Source organism: Mucilaginibacter frigoritolerans (assembly GCF_007830615.1).
GTDB lineage: Bacteria > Bacteroidota > Bacteroidia > Sphingobacteriales > Sphingobacteriaceae > Mucilaginibacter > Mucilaginibacter frigoritolerans.
Map to the genome: position 1 here is coordinate 32,620 of NZ_VLLI01000012.1, position 22,102 is coordinate 54,721.

At 36.8% G+C, this 22,102-nt stretch carries 14 protein-coding genes; 5 read left to right on the top strand and 9 right to left on the bottom strand.

Annotation, left to right across the window (positions count from 1 at the left end; translation table 11 throughout):
- Positions 1-178: 178 nt before the first annotated feature.
- Complete coding sequence (locus tag JN11_RS18565) at positions 179-1,768, bottom strand: ammonium transporter (RefSeq protein ID WP_144914969.1); 1,590 nt, start codon at positions 1,766-1,768, stop codon at positions 179-181.
- Positions 1,769-2,324: 556 nt separating this feature from the next.
- Here JN11_RS18565 and JN11_RS18570 point away from each other — a divergent pair.
- On the top strand, positions 2,325-4,499 hold the full coding sequence (locus JN11_RS18570; protein WP_144914970.1) for a glutamine synthetase III family protein: 2,175 nt from the start codon (positions 2,325-2,327) through the stop codon (positions 4,497-4,499).
- Positions 4,500-4,536: 37 nt separating this feature from the next.
- Here the strand turns inward: JN11_RS18570 and JN11_RS18575 are convergent, their stop codons facing one another.
- A complete protein-coding gene (locus JN11_RS18575; protein ID WP_144914972.1) occupies positions 4,537-6,318 on the bottom strand; it encodes a chloride channel protein in 1,782 nt (593 codons plus the stop codon).
- 61 nt (positions 6,319-6,379) lie between these two features.
- Between JN11_RS18575 and JN11_RS18580 the strand changes: the two genes are divergently transcribed.
- Positions 6,380-7,561, top strand: a complete 1,182-nt coding sequence (locus JN11_RS18580) for an AIR synthase related protein (protein WP_211360835.1) — start codon at positions 6,380-6,382, stop codon at positions 7,559-7,561.
- Positions 7,562-7,631: 70 nt separating this feature from the next.
- Here JN11_RS18580 and JN11_RS18585 read toward each other — a convergent pair whose 3' ends face one another.
- Positions 7,632-10,973 (bottom strand): TonB-dependent receptor, encoded by a 3,342-nt coding sequence (locus JN11_RS18585; RefSeq protein ID WP_144914973.1) that lies wholly within the window; start codon positions 10,971-10,973, stop codon positions 7,632-7,634.
- 450 nt (positions 10,974-11,423) lie between these two features.
- Between JN11_RS18585 and lpdA the strand changes: the two genes are divergently transcribed.
- Entirely contained in the window at positions 11,424-12,812 is a 1,389-nt protein-coding gene (gene lpdA / locus JN11_RS18590; RefSeq protein ID WP_144914975.1) for a dihydrolipoyl dehydrogenase, read from the top strand.
- A 122-nt stretch (positions 12,813-12,934) separates the two neighbouring features.
- Here lpdA and JN11_RS18595 read toward each other — a convergent pair whose 3' ends face one another.
- A complete protein-coding gene (locus JN11_RS18595) occupies positions 12,935-13,465 on the bottom strand; it encodes an RNA methyltransferase (protein WP_144914977.1) in 531 nt (176 codons plus the stop codon).
- A 97-nt stretch (positions 13,466-13,562) separates the two neighbouring features.
- Positions 13,563-14,738, bottom strand: a complete 1,176-nt coding sequence (locus JN11_RS18600) for a galactokinase (protein ID WP_144914979.1) — start codon at positions 14,736-14,738, stop codon at positions 13,563-13,565.
- 159 nt (positions 14,739-14,897) lie between these two features.
- On the opposite strand from JN11_RS18600, the gene JN11_RS18605 reads away from it, so the two are divergent.
- Positions 14,898-15,188 (top strand): YciI family protein, encoded by a 291-nt coding sequence (locus JN11_RS18605; protein ID WP_144914981.1) that lies wholly within the window; start codon positions 14,898-14,900, stop codon positions 15,186-15,188.
- An 89-nt stretch (positions 15,189-15,277) separates the two neighbouring features.
- Here JN11_RS18605 and JN11_RS18610 read toward each other — a convergent pair whose 3' ends face one another.
- Positions 15,278-16,036 (bottom strand): hypothetical protein, encoded by a 759-nt coding sequence (locus tag JN11_RS18610; protein ID WP_144914983.1) that lies wholly within the window; start codon positions 16,034-16,036, stop codon positions 15,278-15,280.
- A 139-nt stretch (positions 16,037-16,175) separates the two neighbouring features.
- Positions 16,176-17,039 (bottom strand): aldo/keto reductase, encoded by an 864-nt coding sequence (locus JN11_RS18615; protein ID WP_144914985.1) that lies wholly within the window; start codon positions 17,037-17,039, stop codon positions 16,176-16,178.
- A 137-nt stretch (positions 17,040-17,176) separates the two neighbouring features.
- Here JN11_RS18615 and JN11_RS18620 point away from each other — a divergent pair, with 137 nt between their 5' ends.
- Positions 17,177-17,611 carry a DUF6526 family protein gene (locus JN11_RS18620; protein ID WP_144914986.1) on the top strand — a complete coding sequence of 145 codons (435 nt, stop codon included), beginning with the start codon at positions 17,177-17,179 and terminating at the stop codon, positions 17,609-17,611.
- 77 nt (positions 17,612-17,688) lie between these two features.
- Here the strand turns inward: JN11_RS18620 and JN11_RS18625 are convergent, their stop codons facing one another.
- Together JN11_RS18625 and JN11_RS18630 are read right to left on the bottom strand one after the other, a co-directional pair.
- Complete coding sequence (locus JN11_RS18625) at positions 17,689-19,074, bottom strand: DUF6600 domain-containing protein (protein WP_144914988.1); 1,386 nt, start codon at positions 19,072-19,074, stop codon at positions 17,689-17,691.
- A gap of 144 nt (positions 19,075-19,218) precedes the next feature.
- Positions 19,219-21,942: a carboxypeptidase regulatory-like domain-containing protein gene (locus JN11_RS18630; RefSeq protein ID WP_144914990.1), complete on the bottom strand. Its 2,724-nt coding sequence runs from the start codon at positions 21,940-21,942 to the stop codon at positions 19,219-19,221.
- Positions 21,943-22,102 lie beyond the last annotated feature (160 nt).

Genomic DNA, 22,102 nt, shown 5'->3' on the forward strand with positions numbered 1-22,102 from the left:
TTGGTAAAAGTTATGGCATAAAGTATCCCTGTCCGAATTAAGTGTCGGTTTAATTCAGCAGTTTGGTTTTTAATAATTTACACTAGTAAAATAAAGAAGCCCCTGTGTAATTGGCTTTTGTGGATGTGGAAAATTGAATAATTTAACCAATCACACAGGGGAATATAAGTTATCGCATTTACGCTGTAACTTTAGGGCCTTTTTCAAACAGGCCGCTTAAACTAACATCATCGTCCTGAATAGGGTAAGCATCGGTACCATGGTCAAACATGTCCAAACCACCAGTTCCGGTTTCACCTTTCTCTTCAACACGCAGTTTCCAAGGATGTGGTAAAAACATTATCAGTTTCATCATAACCCAGGTTACAACAAATACAGCTATAGCAATAGTAAATGTACCTATGGCTTGTGCTTTTAACACACTGGCATCACCACCATAAAATAATCCTTTTACTAGGTTGGGCGCAGTATTATCTGCACCATATGGGCCTGTAATACCATACTCACCGGTAGCAAACAGACCTAATGATAATGTTCCCCAAATGCCAGCAAAACCATGTACCGGTACTGCACCAATCGGATCATCAATACGTAAGTACTCAAGTAATTTAACACCACCAAATACTACGAAACCGGCAACACCACCTAATATAGTAGCGCCAAGCGGACTAACCCAGTAACACGGACAGGTAATAGCTACCAGGCCTGCAAGGAAACCGTTAACGGTAAATCCTAAATCAAATTTACCTTTAGTTTCGCCCCACCAAAGTGCAGCAAACATAGCCATCATACCACCACCGCAAGCAGCAAGGGTTGTATTAGTGGCAACACGGCCAATACCTTGTATATCCATCGCAGAAAGTGTACTGCCCGGATTGAAACCGTACCAACCGAACCATAATATAAAGCCACCTACAGCAGCCATTGGTAAATTATGCCCCGGAGGCATTCCACCGCCATCACGTGCAAATATACGCCCGATACGTGGCCCTAAAACAATTGCACCTGCCAATGAGGCCATACCTCCTATAGTGTGAACTACAGTTGAACCTGCAAAGTCACGGAAACCTTGTCCTAAGCTTGTAAAGAAATGTCCGGCAGTACCCATTGTAGCTAAAAAGCCATCAGGTCCCCAGGCCCAGTGACCTATAATTGGGTAAATGAACCCTGTAATACCAATACTGTAAAGAATATCTCCACGGAAACCTGTACGGCCAATCATTGCACCTGAAACTACAGTTGAGCAGGTATCAGCAAAAGCATACTGGAATATCCAATGTGCAATTACAGGAACACCAGTACCCGGATATAAATCTGGTGTACCTTGCAGGAAGAACCAATGTAAACCGATAAATCCGTTACCGCTGCTAAACATAAATGCGTAACCTATTGCATAAAATAAAATACCGCAAAGACAAGTATCAAAAATACACTCCATCAATACGTTTACGGTTTCGCGTTTACGGGCAAAACCGGCTTCAAGCATTACGAAACCAGCCTGCATTGCAAACACTAAAAACGCGGCAACCAATGTCCAAACTGTATCGATTGAATTCATCATTGATGTTTCAATATCAGTTGGCTTTGGTGGAGTGGCCGCAGCATGGGCTGATGTACCGATCAGGCCTGGCAAAATCATCATTGCTAAAACAACCAGCCCAAGGCCAATCATTTTCCCCCCAAAAATGGTCGCTCCAAACGCCCATTTCTCACGTGTCAGTTGTCGGACTGAACTGAGCGATTTGAACTTTGTTAAATTTACTTTCATTGTTTGTTTAGTTTAATTTAGTTTGATTGATATGATATTAAAAGTGAATAAGCACTTCAGGTTATATTTACTCAAGAATAGCTATCGCAATTCTATTTTTTTATTAAAAATTCAATAATTATATCCTTTTTGTAAATATTTCCATGAAAATATGGATGAATTTTAACAATAACAAATCTAATCACAATAAATTAACATAAAAATTACAACTTTTACGAAAATTATAAATTTAAGGTAAAAAACATTAGTTTTTTTAAATATTTAGCAACAAAAAAAAATTAAGGTCAATATTTCTATCTTTTTTATCAAAACAATAATAGATTTAGATTACAATTTACATTTAACGCTACATTTTAATCCTTTTTTGGGTATTTTAAGACATAAAAATACAAAAACAAAGCATTTTTAGTTAAAAAAACATCAAATAATGACGAAAAATCATTCTTTTATCAAAATTTTATAAAGTTTTATAACTTATTTATTTATTTAAAATTCATGCATATAATAAAGGATAGTTATATTTTTGATGTTAATCCTTTATTTAAATTACCGTTCTATGGCTAATATCAGATTTCAGGCATTGCAGGATGTACTTACACGTACTATCCCTGATGTTAAAATACCTTCACCAAAAATTTCGGATTTCTTTGGTGCTAATGTTTTTGATAAAAAGAAGATGAAAGAATACCTTTCTTCAGAAGCTTATCAAGGCATTGTAAATTCTATAGAAAAGGGTGAACCTATTCCTCGTGATTTAGCCGAACAAGTGGCATCGGCAATGAGATCATGGGCTATGAGTAAGGGAGCTACACATTATACACACTGGTTTCAACCACTAACAGGCTCAACTGCCGAAAAGCATGATGCTTTTTTTGAACCAACACCTGATGGTGGTGCAATTGAAAGGTTTTCTGGGGATGCTTTGGCACAACAAGAGCCAGACGCTTCCAGTTTTCCTAGCGGAGGTATCCGTAATACCTTTGAAGCACGTGGCTATACTGCATGGGATCCTTCCTCTCCTGCCTTTATTATGGCACGTACTTTATGTATCCCTACTGTATTTGTTTCTTATACCGGCGAAGCACTTGACTATAAAGTACCTTTATTAAAAGCACTAAACGCTTTAGATAAAGCTGCGGTTGATGTTTGTCACTACTTTGATAAGAGCATTGAAAAGGTTAATGCTTCATTAGGGATTGAGCAGGAGTATTTTTTAGTAGACATAGCCTTATTTAATGCAAGACCCGATCTTTATTTAACCGGCCGTACGCTATTTGGCCACATGTCTGCAAAGAACCAGCAATTGGAAGATCATTATTTTGGGTCGATACCAGAACGTGTTTATGCCTTTATGCAGGATATGGAAACAGAGGCCTTATTATTAGGTATTCCATTAAAAACCCGTCATAATGAAGTTGCCCCTTCTCAATTTGAATGTGCTCCTATTTACGAGGAAATCAACCTGGCAATTGATCACAATCAGTTATTGATGGATTTGATGGATAGGGTTGCTAAACGGCATAATTTCAAGGTATTATTACACGAAAAGCCTTATGCAGGTATAAACGGCTCCGGAAAGCATAATAACTGGTCAATGATTACCAATACGGGTAAAAACCTGTTATCGCCGGGAAAAACACCAAAAAACAACCTGATGTTCCTTGCCTTTTTTGTAAATACAATAAAAGCTGTTTATGAACATGCTGACTTACTAAGAGCCTCAATAGCCTCCGTAAACAATGATCACAGGCTTGGAGCCAATGAGGCTCCTCCTGCAATTATCTCCATATTTTTAGGAACTCAGTTAACAGATTTGTTAGATGAGATTGAAACATCACGCATCAGCAAAAAAATAAAGGACGACGCCTTACTATGGCAAGGGATTCCTAAAATCCCGCAAATATTAAAGGATAATACCGATCGTAACCGCACCTCGCCATTTGCGTTTACAGGAAATAAATTTGAGTTACGGGCTGTAGGCTCATCCGCCAATTCAGCAAGCCCGATGACTATTCTGAACACTATTGTAGCCGATCAGCTCAAGAAATTCAAATATGATGTAGATAAACTGATTAAAAAGGGTGAAAAGAAAGATGTTGCTTTATTAATTGTTTTAAAAAAATACATAAAAGAATCAAAAAGCATTCGTTTTGAAGGAAATGGCTATAGTGAAGAGTGGGAAAGAGAGGCTGCTTTAAGGGGGTTACCAAATATTAAAACTACACCAAAAGCACTTGATGCTTTTATTTCAGATAAAACAGATTTACTATTTGAAGAAACCGGGGTATTTACCCGTCGCGAGGCACACGCCCGCCATGAAATTTTGCTTGATGCCTTTTATAAGAAGCTTCAAATAGAGGCCCGTGTAATTGGAGAATTAGGTATGAATGTTATTATTCCTGCCGCAATTGCCTATCAAAGCAAATTGGTTGAAAATGCAATCGGATTAAAGGATCTGGGGTTAAGTAAAGACACCTATAAAGTTCAACTGGATATCATTACCAAAATATCAGATCATATAAATATTGTTAAAGCTGATATTGAAGAAATGGTAGATGCACGCAAAAAAGCAAATACTATTGAAAATATGCGCGATAAGGCAATAGAATACGATGAGAAGGTAAAACCATTTTTCCAATCCATCCGCTATCATGTTGATAAGCTGGAACAATTGGTAGATGATTCACTATGGCCATTGCCAAAATTCAGGGAATTACTATTTATCAAATAACAAAAAACCCTTCTCTAACCGGGAAGGATTTTTTGCTTTAAGCGTGTGAAAACAAATCGGCCTCACGATGCTGTCTGATAAACTCCTCCCTATATTTAGTTAATAGCGTTGATTTAGAAACAAAACCTATAAATACACCATCTTTTATCACCGGCAATTGCCAAACATCTGTTTTATCAAACAAATCCATCACACTATTTACTGATGCATCATAATTGACGATGGCAGGTGGTATAACCATTATTTCCGCTACCGTGTCATCATCATTAATTTTCTCAAAAATATGTTTCCGTACCTGGTCAAGCCATATTACCCCTTCCAGGTTTTTCTGCTCATCCAAAACAGCAAAAATATTTGCATTGGTTGATGACAATATTTTATAAAAATCAGAAATCTTAGTTTCAGAGCTAATTGCTGTGAACTGCTTATTCACAACGCTTGCCAGGGTTATGGCATTTAACATGTCATAATCCTGGTCGGGATGTATATTTTTTTCATGAATCAAATCATGCCAGTACATATTATGCGGATTATATAATCTTGCTATAATGTATGATATTGATGCCACAATCATCAATGGAATAAACAAAACATATCCTCCTGTAATTTCAGCTATCAGGAATATGGAAGTTAAAGGCGCATGTAAAACACCGCTTAATGCTCCTGCCATTCCAACTGCAATAAAGTTACTGGTATTTAAATGTACAAGCCCCGTTTGGTTTACAGCAAAAGCAACAAACAAACCCAAAAAAGCACCCGTAAACATTGTTGGCGCAAAAGTACCGCCATTCCCACCTGATCCAATGGTAATACCAGCGGCAATAATTTTCATAAACACTAAACAGGCTATAAAAATAATCATCACTATAGGCTGGGTTAGCCACGAGCTGAAAAATGATTCTTCTTTAAGCGAATTTATATTACCGTTTAATATTTCCTGAAGGTAATGGTATCCTTCCCCAAACAAAGCAGGAAATATCATTATAATCAGGCCTAAAAATAAACCGCCTGCCAATGCTCTTACATAACGGTTTTGCTTTTTTAATATCCCTTTTTCAAGTGCGCCGCCAACCTTTGAAATATACACAGAAATATAACCGCTAAATAAACCGAGTAATATATAAAAAGGCAATGCCTTAAACGCCCAACCTTCTGTAACCAGATGAAACAATTGTCCGGAATATAAAAGTTTAGATACCACAACTCCTGTAGCCGATGCAATTAATAACGGGATAAAAGTTGGGATGGTTATTTCTCCAATAAGAATTTCTAAAGAAAACAACACCCCGGCAATAGGACTATTAAATACAGCGGCAATACCTGCGGATGCACCTGCTGCCAATAAAACCGTTTTTTCGTAAGGACTTAAATTGAAAAACTTACCGGTATTTGAACCTATGGCAGCCCCGGTAGCTACAATAGGAGCTTCCAAACCTGATGAACCACCAAATCCTACTGTTAATGAACTGGTAATTAAATGCGAATAGATGTTATTATACCTGATATTTGACCTGTTTCTTTTTATATTGACCAAGATGTTTCCTATTCCTTTTTGAATTTTATCGCGGTTAAGCAAATGCTGATACGCAACCGTTAAAAAAATACCTAAAGCTGGCAGAAAAACATATATAATATGATAAGGAAGATGTGAGGATATATTTCTGCTGACTTCTTCCATCGTTCGCACTAAAAATTTGAGGGCAACGGCAGCTAAACCACCAAAAAAACCAACAAATACACTGCAATAAATTAAAAAATTACGCTGACTGTTTTGTCTCAAACGCCACTTCTTAATTTTATAGGAAAGTTTCTTTAACATGGATTTACAGGGAGAATTTACAAATTAACGACTTTTTTGCCGCAAGACTGTATATTTGTTCATGATTTCATCGCAAAGATATGATCAACGGGGCGTATCGGCCTCGAAGGATGATGTACACAACGCTATTAAAAATATTGATAAAGGAATTTTCCCAAAAGCCTTTTGTAAAATAGTACCAGATATTTTAACCAACGATGCAGATTATTGCAATATTATGCATGCTGATGGTGCTGGCACAAAATCGTCATTGGCTTATACTTATTGGAAAGAAACCGGTGACATTTCGGTTTGGAGAGGAATAGCACAGGATGCTATTATCATGAACCTTGATGACCTGCTTTGCGTTGGTGCAACTAACAATATCCTTTTGTCATCTACCATCGGCAGAAATAAAAATCTGATACCGGGTGAAGTTATTGCTGCCATTATTAACGGCACGGAAGAAATACTGGCCGAATTGAGAGACAACGGCATAGGCATTTTCTCAACCGGCGGCGAAACTGCTGATGTTGGCGATTTGGTTAGAACCATTATTGTAGATTCTACCGTTACCTGCCGCATGAAACGCAACGAAGTCATATCAAACCACACCATACAAACGGGTGATGTAATTGTGGGTCTTGCTTCCTACGGCAAAGCAAATTACGAAAAGGAATATAATGGAGGCATGGGCTCTAACGGGTTAACCTCTGCAAGGCACGATGTTTTTAACAAATCAATAGCTGAAAAATATCCTGAAAGTTATGATCAGGCCATTCCTTATGAGCTTATATTTTCGGGCAGCAAAAAGTTAACCGATCTTATCGATATTGGTAACAATGAAAGTGTAACTGCCGGTAAACTGGTATTGTCCCCTACCCGAACTTATGCACCTATTATTAAAACAATTTTAGACGGCTACAGGCATCAAATACACGGTATGGTGCATTGCAGTGGTGGCGCACAAACTAAGGTGCTTCACTTTGTTGATGATGTACATATTATTAAAAACAACTTATTTCCGGTTCCGCCATTGTTTAAGCTAATACACGAAGAATCAAAAACAAGCTGGCAGGAAATGTACAAAGTATTTAATATGGGTCATCGCATGGAACTATATGTTCCCCAGCAAATTGCGAGTGAGCTGATTAGTATTTCGCAAAGCTTTGGTGTTGAGGCTCAGATTATTGGCCACGTAGAAAAGGCCAACAAAAAGCAAGTAACCATTCAATCTGAGTTTGGGGAATTTGTATATAATTAATTCTCATTGCAATCAAAATAAAAAACCCGACCATTTCTGATCGGGTTTTTTTGGGTCTAATAACTATTTATTAGTTAAATATGTATCTGATACCAAGTTGTACCTGGTAACGAGACAATTGACTTGTATCGTAAATAAATGATTTAGTTACCGGGATTAAGTTGGTTTTATCTAAATATGGGAAAGAATATTCAGCGTGACCTGTCACAGGGTCAATTCCCTGGTATTTAAGCACGGTAGTACTTCCACTGTTAAAGCCGTTAAATGAATCCTGGTATAATCCCCAGTTTTTATCTAACAAGTTACCAAAGTTGATGATATCAGCAGTAAACTCCAATGTATTTTTAACATTACCTGATTTAATGAAGAAATCTTGAGCAAAGTGAAGATCAAGCCTGTTAAAATAAGGCAATATAACGCCATTGCGTTGGGCATACTGACCTCTGTGGCTGCTTAAGTATGAATCCTGGCTAATGAAGTTATTTAATTGATTCCAGATTTGAGCTGGAGTACGCGGATCTGTTGCAAAATCTTTAACTAACTCAATGTCACTTTGATTTCTTGGAATCCACAATAAATCATTTGTTGCTCCATCACCATTTGGATCGCCACTTGTAATGTATGAAATAGAACCGTTATTGGCAACTTCATATATTAAACCAATAGTGGTAGACGTATGTTCCCAATATTCTTTTTTGTAAGAAGCAGATGCTATTATACGATTTGGTTGAACATATGAACTGTTTGAAAGGTTATCACCATTTGGATTACCAGCAACCTGGCGTGAACTCCAGATAGTGCTTGCAGTTGAACCGCCATCATTAACATCTTTTGATCCACTATGGGTATAAGCCGCGTTGAAATATAAGCCATTGCTAAAGCTTTTTTGCAATTGACCTGTAACGAAGTATGAATAACCCTGATTAGTATTGGTCAGGTAATATAACCCTGTGATTGATGGATCTTGTGCTGTTGCAGCAGAGGCAGCAGGTGTAGTGTTTTTAGAAGTATACCTTATCTGGCCTTCAGGACCTGGAATAGTAGTATAACCGTTAGAAAGCACTAAGTTTTCAGTATAGATTGCATTGATATCTTTAGTATAAGCACCTTCAATAGTTGCAACTACACCACCTGGTAAGCGCTGATCAACGGCTAAATTAGTTCTCCAGATTTTTGGATATTTAAGTTTTGGATCAGTAATATCCAATTCGTAAGATGTATTGGCTTGAACAGTACCTGTTGGACGGTTAGCATTTACATTTGGATTAAAGATCAATTCAGCATTTTGAGCAGATGTATTTGTTGCAGCACCCTTAACAATTGTATATGAACCAAACAATACACCATTGTTTGATGCCTGGTTAGATATCCATACAAAAGGAACAGTACCTGCGAATAAACCACTACCACCGCGAACCTGTGTTTGTTTATCGCCATTCACATCCCAGTTAAAGCCAACACGTGGTGATAGTTGCACCCTGTTTTTTGGTAAAACTGATGGGTTTACAGTAATACCTTGTTGAAATTGAATATTTTCAACATTAGGATTCTGAGGTAGTGAAGTTGGGAAAGCATCATAATCAGCTCTTAAGCCATAAGTTAATCTAAAATCGTCAGTTACATGATATTTGTCCTGAACATATAAGCTATAAATAGAAGCTTTTATTTTAGCAAAAGGAAAAGCACCACCTGGAAGGGCTGAATTACGTGTTGTATAAGCTGCAGCTGGTAAACCATTTAAAAAGTCGGAAGCTGAGTTATAGGTGTAAAGACCATTGTAATCAGGGGCGAAACCATTTTTATAACTTTGGATCTGATCACTTGTACCAATAGTAATTTCATGTTTACCAGCATAAATGGTATAATCATCAGAAAACTGAAATATATTGGTATACAAAATATTATTTGCAGTATACAATTCAGAGCCAAAAGAAGTTAACACATTACTTGCAGGGGTAATAACTGTTCCGTCAGCAGCTGATGTTCCATTACCAATATCAACCAATGGCATGCTACCTGAATTTCCTAAAAATGTACGGAAATCACGTAAAGCAGAATATCCAGCAGTTAATCTGTTAGACATATTGTCGCTAACACGGGTATCTAATTCAATAATACCTATGTTAAAGTTATTGTTAATTCTGTAACCTGAGCCGTAAAATGGAAGTGATGTACTACTTGCATCTCTTGTTGTTCCATAGCCAACACTAGTAGTGCCATTACTATTGGTAATACCAGAGTTACTGATAGGGTGATCACCGTATGATTTCAGGTAAAAATACTTAGCACTTAAAGTATTGTTTTTATCAATATTCCAATCAAGCTTAACAGTTGCTTTATTGCTGTAAGTATCAAAATTATATCCTTGGTATGGACCTGGATTATAGTTATATTTTGACTCCAGATAGCTAGCTATCTGGTTAAGTGTAGCTGCACTGGCTTGTGAAACGGTTGCACCGCTTACACCAGGCGCACTTGCTACATAAGTTGTTGCAGGCTGGCTGATACGCTCTTCTTCCCCTGAAACGAATAAGAATAATTTATTTTTAATGATTGGGCCACCTAAAGAAACACCGGTTTGTCTGTAAGAAAAAGGAGTTTTTGCTACGCTTGTAGGTCCTGCATCATAGCCAGTTAAATCAACACTACGTACATAATCATATATAGTACCTTTAAAAGTGTTTGTTCCTGATTTTACAACAGTGTTAATACCTGCACCAGTAAAATTACCCTGACGAACGTCAAATGGAGCAATATCAACCTGGATCTGATCAATCGCATCTAATGAAATTGGTTGCGAGTTAGTTTGACCACCTAAAGTTGTTGCTAAACCAAATGAGTTGTTAAATAATGCCCCATCAACAGTTAAGTTATTGAAAAGGTTGCTTCTACCGCCAAAGCTTAAACCATTTGCCGATGGAGTTAGTTTGGTGAAATCACTCAATGAACGGTTGAGTGTTGGCAACGCATCAATTTGCTGGCGGTTAATGGTTTCACTTGCACCAGTACGGTTTTCATTGATCACTTTTCCACCCGATCCGGTAATTACTACTTCTTTCAGATTGGTAGAATTATCTTCCAGTTTGGAATCGATTTTTTGATCTTGTCCAATTGATAACGAAATGTTTTCAAGGATAAAATCTTTGTAACCAATAAATGTAATTTTAAAGGTGTACGGCCCGCCAACCCTTAAGTTGGGTAAATTGTAACGGCCATCGGCACGCGTTACAGTTGAATACACAGTTCCCGTAGGTAAGTGTGTAATGGTTACGGTTGCACCGGGGATGGGGCCTTTGCTGTCGGATACAATACCGTCAACACTGGCTGTTGTTACACCCTGGGCAGATACATTTTTACTGATGAAAAATGTTAAAACCGTAAGTGATAAAAATAAGAGTAAATACTTCCTCATACTTCGATTTGTTTTAAAGTTAAACGTTTAATAGTGTTTCAATTTTGTTACAAAGATAGGAAACGGGGAATTTGCTAATGTTAAGATAATATTAATAATTACTAGCTATTTATCAACATTTATCATTAAAAACATCAAATAGTTTAATAAAAAAGGAGCAATTCCGTATTTTTTGTAAAAACAAAGCCGGTTATCACAAAAATTTTAATCTGCATTTTATATTTACTTATGTATGATTTGGTGATTTTCTCTTTTGGTACCTTTTACTTAGATTTGAGGACTTATTTAACGTTTGCAAAACGTGTCAATAATCAACTAAGAAAACATAAAAAATTAATTCCCGTTAAAGGCGTTTACGCTTAGCGCTTGTAAGGCTATTCTAAATATCAAATAAGCGGGCTTGCTTAAAAATACACAAACATCATTTAATAATATATTATAATCAGAAATATGAACTACGATTTAATTGTTATAGGTTCAGGTCCGGGCGGCTATGTTGCTGCTATACGCGCTTCACAACTTGGTTTAAAAACTGCCATAGTTGAAAAAGAGTCGCTTGGAGGCATTTGTCTTAACTGGGGTTGCATACCAACCAAGGCCTTGTTAAAAAGTGCTGAAGTATTTGAATATATAAATCATGCGGCAGACTATGGTATAAAAGTTGCCAGCAGTGAAATTGATTTTGAATCAGTAATAAAAAGAAGCCGCGGTGTGGCTGATGGAATGAGCAAGGGCGTTCAGTTTTTAATGAAAAAAAATAAAATTGACGTCCTTACAGGTACCGGCAAATTAAAAAATAAAGGTACCGTAACTGTTACTGCCGCCAGTGGTGATGTACAGGAGGTAACGGCTAAACATATAATCCTTGCAACAGGGGGCCGTTCACGCGAATTACCTAATCTTAAACAGGATGGTAAAAAAGTAATTGGCTATCGTCAGGCAATGATCCTTCCAAAAAAACCAGAATCAATGATAGTAGTTGGTTCAGGAGCAATTGGAATTGAGTTTGCCTATTTATATAACGCTCTTGGTACTAAAGTAACTGTAGTTGAGTATTTGGATAATATTGTACCGCTTGAAGACGAGGAAGTTTCAAAACAACTCGGGCGAATCCTTAAAAAACAAGGCATCAATATATTAACCGGTTCAAACGTTGAATCGGTTGATGCCAGTGGCGATTTATGTAAGGTACAGGTAAAAACAGCAACCGGCACCGAAACCTTAGAAGCTTCAATAGTTTTATCTGCTGTAGGTATTTCAACTAACATTGAAAATATTGGACTAGAAGAAAATGGTGTTGCTACCGATAGAGGCAAAGTAGTTGTTGATGATTTTTACCGTACCAACGTTGAAGGTGTTTATGCCATAGGCGATATTGTTAAAGGCCAGGCACTTGCTCACGTAGCATCAGCTGAAGGAATTATTTGTGTGGAGAAAATTGCAGGCTTAAATCCTGAGCCATTAAACTATAACAATATTCCGGGTTGTACTTACTGCTCACCAGAAATTGCTTCTGTTGGCTATACAGAAAAAGCAGCGAAAGAAGCTGGATATGAGGTAAAAGTTGGAAAATTCCCATTCTCTGCCTCAGGTAAAGCAAGTGCAGCCGGTGCAAAAGAAGGTTTTGTAAAAGTTATATTCGATGCTAAGTACGGTGAGTTTTTAGGGGCCCACATGCTTGGCCACAACGTTACTGAAATGCTGGCTGAAGTTGTTACCGCACGTAAACTGGAAGCAACCGGCCATGAGATTATAAAATCGGTTCACCCTCACCCAACCATGAGCGAAGCTTTAATGGAAGCTGCTGCTGATGCTTACAATGAGTGTATACATTTATAGTAGATAGATCATAGTTATTGGTTCATAGTTCATAGTGCTTTTCAACTGTGAATTATGAACCAATATTTTTTTCGGATGATAAGATCTACTTCCACCATGAACCATGAACTATCAACCATGAACTACACAACCATCTTCGAAAAAAGGTCCCACAAGACTATTCCTGCCGAAACCACAATATTAAAAGAGTGCTTGGTACCAAACTGCGGAATTTCAATACAGGCATCAATATTTTTCATTACCTCTTCATCAACTCCATTCACTTCATTGCCAAATATCAAGGCATACTTTTCATTTGCTTCAGGCATAAAATCATTAAGCATAATACTTTCAGCAGCTTGTTCAACTGCTACAATTTTATAACCTTTATCCTGTAATTCTTTTACAGCCAATAAAGTATTATCAAAATATTTCCAATTAATAGATTGAGTTGCACCCAGTGCAGTTTTTTCAATTTCACGATGAGGGGGCTGTGCCGTAATGCCGCAAAGACAAAGCTGCTCAACTGCAAAGCCATCGGCAGTACGAAAAACAGAACCTATATTGTGCATGCTTCTCACATTATCTAACACCACAACAACCGGGAATTTAGTTCCGGCTTTAAATTCATCAACCGTAACCCGGTTCAGTTCATCAAGTTTAAGTTTCCTCATGTTTACCAGCTAAAGGCACAAAGCTAAAACCCTGAAGCATATTTTACCGAATGAATTTATTTAAAACCTTATTATCTTTTTATATTCCAACAACAGCTTACATTCTTGCATCTTCAAATGCAGCTAAAACCCCTACTCCATCACCAATAAGAGAGCTATAAACTGACGGTGCATACCCAATCTTATCAGTATAATAGGCTGCTACTCCTTTACTAAACTCTTCAAAAGCCTCTTCTTTTACCAACGCAATGGCACATCCACCAAAACCAGCACCGGTCATACGGGCGCCTGATACATTCGCATCCGTTTTACAATAATCAACTACAGCATCTAATTCAACTCCACTAACTTCGTATAAATTGCGCAATGAAGCATGTGACGCATACATTAATTTGCCAAACTCATCCAAATTACTTTGACTTAAAGCCTCTGCGGCTAACTTAACCCTGTCATTCTCCTCAATAACATGTTTTGCCCTGTTATAAATAATCTTGTCTTTTATTAAATTACTGTATTTATTAAAAGTATCGGTATCAATATCACACAGGTTTTTAATATCCAGTTCCTGTTGCAACAATTCAAGCGCTTTGGCACACTCCTGTACACGTTCGTTGTATTTTGATTCGGCCAGTTTACGTGGTTTATTAGTATTTATAATAGCTAATACATTATTGCCCAAATTACTGTCAACCGCTTTATATTCCAATGTGTCACAATTTAGCATCAGTGCTTTATTCTTTTCGCCAAAAGCAACTGCGAACTGATCCATTATGCCACTGTTTACGCCTATAAAATTATTTTCAACCGATTTGGAAAGCTTTACAAGCTCGAGTTTTGAATAACCACTATTAAAAATATCATTTAATGCAAATGCAGTAACCACTTCAATAGAAGCTGATGACGACAAGCCTGAACCAATAGGAATATCGCCATAAAAAAGCAGATCCATCCCTTTTAACTGATGACCATCTTTCAAAAAATGTTCAATAACCCCCAGTGGATAATTAAACCATCCTTCGCCATCTTTCTCATAATTATTTTTCAAAGGGATACTTAATTCATCACTAAAGTTTAAGCTTTGAAAGCGAAACACACTATCTTCATTAGGTGCCAGCAATAAGTAAGTACCAAAGGTAATAGCGCAAGGCATTACCAATCCACCATTATAATCAATATGCTCACCGATAAGGTTTACACGTCCCGGAGAAAAATAAGAATAGGTAGCTGGTTTATTATATCTTTTAGTAAATTCCTTTAATAAATTGTTCTTCATTAGTAATCTATAATTGGTTGCGTTAGGCAAATATTGCAAAAATGTAAAAAATACAGTTATTATTATTTTTTATTTTAGATTTTAGTTGCTAACACGGTCATTTTTTGCTCAATAATACTACGATATTTGTTTTTTACAGATAAATTTAAACATCTAATTATGAACCAATATTTGATTACAGCTTACGATTATACAGATAATGGAGCATTGGATCGGCGCATGAACATACGTCCATATCACCTGGATGGTGCAAAAAAACTTAAAGAAAGTGGTAATTTTATCTTAGGGGGAGCTATGCTTAATGAAGAAAATAAAATGATTGGCTCCGTAATGATCCTTCAATTTGAAACGGAAGAGGGATTAGAAATATGGAAACAAACTGAGCCCTATATCACTCAGAAAATATGGGAATCTTTTGATATAAAACCTTTCAGGGTTGCTACTTTATAAGTAAGTAAAAATTTCACTTAAAAACAAAACGCCCCGGCAGATTTATAATTTTGCCGGGGCGTTTGGGCTTTATCAAATGCTATAATTAATTAATGCTTTGTTTTTTGTCCGTTAATTAGGTTTATGGTATACACTGTCCCATTAATAGTTAATATTGCAGTGTCATTATTATTAAACACCAGTGTACCGGTATAGCTAAAATTGCCTTTTTTGGGAACATCCCCGGCTATGGAAATGGTTGCTGTACCACTAACGATAGAGCGTGCCGCCTTTTGTACAGTTAAGCCCTTAATTACGATATCGATAGCACTACTACCGGCATTTGTAGTATCACGTTTTGATTTAAATGACCCATTACTTTTATATTCTCCATTAATAACAAAATCTGATGCTGATGATTGCAAACCGCCAACGGTAAATATGGAACTGCCTGAATTACTTGTTGAAATATTAGGTCCGCTGTACGATCCACTATAAATCAAACTACTCGAAAGACTATCAGGATGATTGGCAGTATCACAAAGAACCATAAAGTTGTAGGTTAAATTATAGCTATAAGTAACTGTTGCACCTGTAGTACTTTTACGGGATATAGTGTCGGCTTTGGTTGTGCCACACGGCTGGTGCGTGTTTGCCAGTGAGGCGGCACTCAAGGTAACATCGCCGACTATATTGGCGACACCATTTGAATTCAAAGATAACGATCCTGCTACCATATCTGCAGCATCATCGGTTGATACATTGCCTGACAGCGCACCGGGTTTGGGGTTTGTACTGTTGTAAGTTTTGTTACATGCTACCGCACCTAACAGCAGCAATCCAATCATAGATAATTCTAACTTTTTCATAACTAACATTGGTTTAATAGGGATAATGTTGCTTTGATTGCTTATCTCATAAATGGTTTAAATGAAAAAGTGAAATTTACTTTTCCATTTAATTTATAAGCTCAAAACAGCATTATTCATACTAAAACACAATCAATTATTACTTAGGAGAGATGCTATTTAGTTCTTTAATATCGCTTTCGCTAAGTGTAATTGAAACAGCTCCCATGTTTTCTTCAAGATGTTCAACACTTGAAGTGCCTGGTATAAGCAAAATATTTTCTGCATGATTTAACAACCAGTTTAAAGCAACCTGATGAACCGTAGCATTATGTTTATCGGCTACTTGTTTTAATTTATCCTGACTGGAAACATTACCGGCATTTAATGGGAACCATGGAATAAAAGCAATGTTATGTACCTTACAATATTGTAATACATGCTCCCATTTTCTGTTATCAACGCTATACATATTTTGTACAGACACAACTTCAAAAAACTCCTGTGCTTTTTTGATAACATCCACATCAACTTCCGACAAGCCGATATGTTTTATTTTACCTTCCTGCTGGGCTTTTTGTAAAAATTCAAAACTCTGTTCTGCAGGAACAATAGGATCAATTCTATGTAGCTGATACAAATCAATTTGATCAAGTTTTAGCCTTTTCAAGCTACCTTCGAGAGCTTTTTGTAAATGATCCGGATGTGCATTTATCGGCCATTCATCAGGCCCCGTACGCAATAGCCCTCCTTTTGTACCGATTACAAGCCCCTCCGGATAAGGATAAAGTGCTTCCTCAATCAATTCTTCAGATACATGAGGGCCATAGCTATCTGCTGTATCAATAAAATTCACGCCCAATTCAACTGCTCTTTTTAAAACCCTTTTTGCTTCTTCCTGATCCTTTGGCGGACCCCATATACCTTTACCTGTAATGCGCATTGCACCGTAACCTAGCCTGTTAACAGTCAGGTCCCCTCCTATTTTAAAAGTATTACTGGTTAAAATTGCTGAACTATTCATAGATATTAATTTTGGTTTAAAATTATTAACGCTATTTTAAAGTAAATGTTCTTGTTACCTGCATTAAGCATAATCGTATGGTTGAAAAATGATAAATCAAATAATACCTATATTGGCCCAAAAATTCAACCTGTATCATGATACAACAAAACTATGCCAACCACTCCCGCTATGTAAAGGGATATCACTTTATATTAAGTGCTTTTTTATTATTTGGCACCGTAGCATCATTTATAAATGCATGGCTTCAATGGATAGCCCACGATAATTTTTTAAGCGCTTTATTAGTAGCACTTCTTTTTATTTGCAGCGTTTTTATTTTTTTGTTTGTTCGTCAGTTTCCGATGAAAGCACAAGACAGGGCTATACGTGTTGAAGAAAACTTAAGGTATTTTATTTTAACCCGTAAACCGTTAGATAGCAGAATAACTATGAGCCAAATAATTGCCCTTCGTTTTGCCCAGGATGATGAATTTATAACACTGGTTGATAAAGCTCTGCATGAATCAATGTCTGCAGATGAAATAAAAAGAGCCATTAAAAACTGGCGTGCTGATAATTTCAGGATGTAACAGAAATACAGATAGCAAAAAAGGCACCTTTGATAACTCAAGGTGCCTTTTTTTGATTGTGTTTATTTGTTATACTACTAATTCTGCTGCTTTACCGGGGTTGGAGCAGTAACTGGTACTGGTGCAGGTGTTATAATCTTTGGTGCCTGCTTAACCTTGTTTACCGGTGGTTTAGTAGGTGGAGCTTGTCCACCTAAAGGCCTGGCTTGTTGTTGATTAGGTTGCTGAGCACCTTGATTATTATTTTGCACATTAACCGGCCTTGGAGTTGGTTGAACTTGCTGATTATTGCCAGGATTGTTCCCTTGTCTAAAACCCTGACTGTTATTAGGTTGATTTTGTGGTTGTGATGGATTTGGATTATTTCCCTGACCATTACCAAGCCTGCCGTTTTGTTGGTTTGCTGGTTGTGATGGGTTTGGATTATTTCCCTGTCCATTACCAGGCCTGCCGTTTTGTTGGTTTGCTGGTTGTGATGGATTTGGATTATTTCCCTGTCCATTACCTGGCCTACCGTTCTGTTGATTTTGTGGCTGCGATGGATTCGGATTATTTCCCTGCCCAAAGCCCGGTCTTCCGTTTTGTTGGTTTGCTGGTCTGTTTTGCCCTGTGTTATTTTGTCCATAGCCTATAACTTTTCTAGGAGCAGGCGTATTTGAATTATTACTATTACCATTATTAGGATTTTGCTTAATAACCGGCTGATAAACGTTAAGCTGACCATTCACCATTGATTGCCCTGGACGATTGCTGGGATTTATTCTGATTTGCGGTATGCTTCTATTGGTGATATGTTCTACATCGCCAGCTCTAGGCCCCCTATTATAGTAAACCACATTTCTGTTATTTACAACAGTGGTATTAGTATTGTTGATAATAGTGGTGTTATTTATAACGGTTACATTGTTTCTAACAACGTAATTATTCATATTGGTTTGGGTAATATGGTTGGCATCAACGTAGGTCCAATCATTATTTCTTGGCCTCCATCCATTATTTACCCCTGGTGGAATTGGTGCCCATCCATAATAATCGCCGGATTGTCCCCAGGCAACCCATGCAGGAGCCCATTCTTGTCCTGGTGTCCATAACCATCCATAATCAGGATCAAGAAACCATCTTCCATAATGAAAGGTGGCCCAGCCCCAGCTATAATTTGATACCCAGGTCCAACCATAATCGCTGTAAGCCCAATAGCCATTTGTTTCATATGGTCTGAAATCAGGATCAACATTGGGCTGCCAAACGTATCCATAATTCGGGTAATCAATCCACTGGCCATAGGGACTCAATTCATCATAAAACACCTGATTGGTTTGCGGTTGATCTGCATAAGCAGGTTGTTGTTGTGGAGGCGGTTGAGTATTATAAACAGGTTGTGCAGTTTCAGTAGTATATATAATTGGCGTACAACCGGCCAATGCTGCAGAAAGTAGGAATATCAAATAAACTATTTTTTTCATGACAAGGCGTCTTTAATATGCTTATTGCAAGTATGACGCCACCAAGATAAATAAGTTTAGTCAATTGTAATAAATATATTACAAACTAAAACAGCATTATAAAAACACTGTTTGACTAGAAAATATGTTTGCGTTTTTAATTTACTATTTCACTTTATACTGAAAAACAGTACGGCCAATGTTTCCATCATCGTCAATTCCTTCAACTATAACACGATAAGTGCCTTTTCCCTCTCCATTGTAATACTCAAAAGTTGCGGAGCCGGTTTTATCTGTAATTACATTCGGATTCCAGTAAATGGTATTACGAAAATCATTTATATCCTTCAAATTATCTTGTGTATTATATACAGGAGAATAAAATACTCTGGCTTTATAAAAGCCCTTTGGCATAATGGTAATTACATTTTTCTGCATGGTCAAAAATGATAAATCCATATTTTGCTTGTCAACAGGCGAAAAACTGTGACTTTTTGTAGTTATAGATATTATACCATTACAATCATAAAAGGTCATCACTTTTGCAATTCCATCTTTAAAAAAAACTTCAATAGACTCAATATCGGCAGGATTTATACTTGAAAGGTAAATATCATCAACGGCCAGGCCATTAACAAAAAACTTAACCGGTTTTTTATTTCCGTTCATATAATCCTTTTGTATGTAATACTTATCGTCAGAATGCCACAATCCAAATACCCTGCCTAATACACATCCCTCAAAGTCGCTACTGCAATCTTTCAATGCATCAGGTCCCAAAACCTGATCTGCTTCAAAGCTTAACCCTACAAGCGATTTATATGGAGCATGCAGGACTTTCGCTTTTTGCGCCTTAATCACCACTTCTTTCAACAAATGAGTATTATCGTTTTGTTTCCTTTTATTAAACAAATACACATTCATTGCGCTATCAACGTTATCTATTGGGATTTGACTATAAGTACCTTTCACCAACGGCATCGCGGCAGGAATATCAACCATAATCATCAAATTATCGCTATTAACGTTGTTACGGGCGCTCAAAGTTATTTTGGTAAAATCATAAACAGAAACATTTGAAAAGGTAAAATGCCCTTCTGCATCAGTAACTGTATTGGCACTTATGTTTCTGTCAGGAATACTGATACTTACATTTCCTTTAAACACCGGCACTCCACTTTCGGTACGTAAAGTACCGGATATATCAATCTGCTTTTCAGCAAGAAAAGTGATAGGAGGATATTTATCAACCAGGATATTAGTATAAGAAAATCGTCTATAACCTTGTGTAAGCATCAATACATCAAGATCTGCAAGTTTCTTATCATCAATATGATTAAAATAATAATTGGGCTTTTCAATATAACCTCTTAAATCTGAGGTAAGCAATAGACTGCTCAATATGGTTGTTTCAGCATCTTCACTAAATGGGATCTTCGTACCATCAACCACCGCTACCGAAAAACTTCCGTGTGCCGGAAGCGCTTGATTTTTAGCAGACAATGTCATAGTAACCTTTTGCTTAACATTATAAGAAGGGAGATTAGTATTTAAAGAAATACTTATGGCATCATTATGCTGAATAAATACTAGTCTTTCGCTTAATGGATCTCCGTCCGCTGCAAAAAGTGTAATTTGTAAAATACCTGTTGGGAATTTACTTTTAGGTATAACTCCTGTGTAAACTAAACTCTGTAAAGCTGCTAAACCAGTATAATAAATTACGCCACCACTTTGTGCAACAATATAAAAACCCTTGTTCTGATATCTTTTTAAAAACTGATCGTTTGTTGCTATTTTAATACTTATGTTGTCCGGATCATTATTATTAACGCCAATAACAATTCCGTCCTTCGTTACACCTGGTAAATCGTAAGTATTTTTTGATCCATCCGGAAAAAGAACAATGGCTTTGTAGGTTTTATTGTTTTCGGGGATTAATGGAAATAAACCCATTCCTGCATGTCCGGAAGAAAAAGTTGCAACTTCAACACCTGTATTATCAACTACCGAGCCGCTAACATTAATTCCCATACCATCAGTTCCTACTGCTTTAAAGGCAATTTTTGAACGCACACCACTTATCAGGTTGCCGCCTTCAGGAAAAAACTGAACATCAGCAGAAGCCAGTATCGTTTTTAATGAAAATGTATTTACAATTGGGTTTTTACTGCCTTGGTCAACGGAGGTCACCAAATCAGGTGAAACAGATCCCGTTAATTTATCGCCTTGAAAAGTAACAGTTAAAAAACCATTTTTATCAGTTACTCCTTTTCCTTTAACTATAGCTTGATTTTCAGTTTTGAGATCATAATTTACTTTCTTATCGGCAATCGGATTTCCATCGTGGTCTTTATAGGATAGTTTGGCAGTTATATAAACACTATTATTCTTTTTTGTCTTGGTAAAGGTGGCCCCAGATGCTAAAGTGTTATCGGCTATATCGCCTACACTAATAGCTTTATTAAAAAAATATTCGGAGCCAAAATTTCGCATCCAATTGGTGTATGCTCTTATGTAATAGTTACCTTGCTTATATAAAGCCTTTGAAAGCACAATATCACCAAAGGCAATGCCATTAGCTGCTTGCAACTTTAATGATTGAATTATGGAATCTTTATCACTAATTACATCAACATAAATTATCCGGCTCAATGCTGAGGGCTGATGCAGAGAACCGATAGTAAGGTAAGCCTTAAACCAAACAGTATCACTAACGGCATAATAAGGTTTATCAAAATGGAGATAAATTTTCTCAAAAGGATGCTCAGTAGATAGCTTCTCCGTTTTTGAAACTATAGTATTTAATGAAATACTATCCTGCTGTGCAAATGCCTGTGCGATAGTAGTAATGAATAATAAGATAAGTACGTATTTTTTAAAATCCATTTGATGGTATATTCAATTTAAAAGTGGCTAATATATCCATTAATGCTTAAATCATTTGGCGTTTAACAATGCTTTAACAATATTTTTACCTTTAAAAGGATAATGAATATATTTCTTAAGTTTATCTAAGCAAGATCTATTCATTCTATATAGAGCTTTT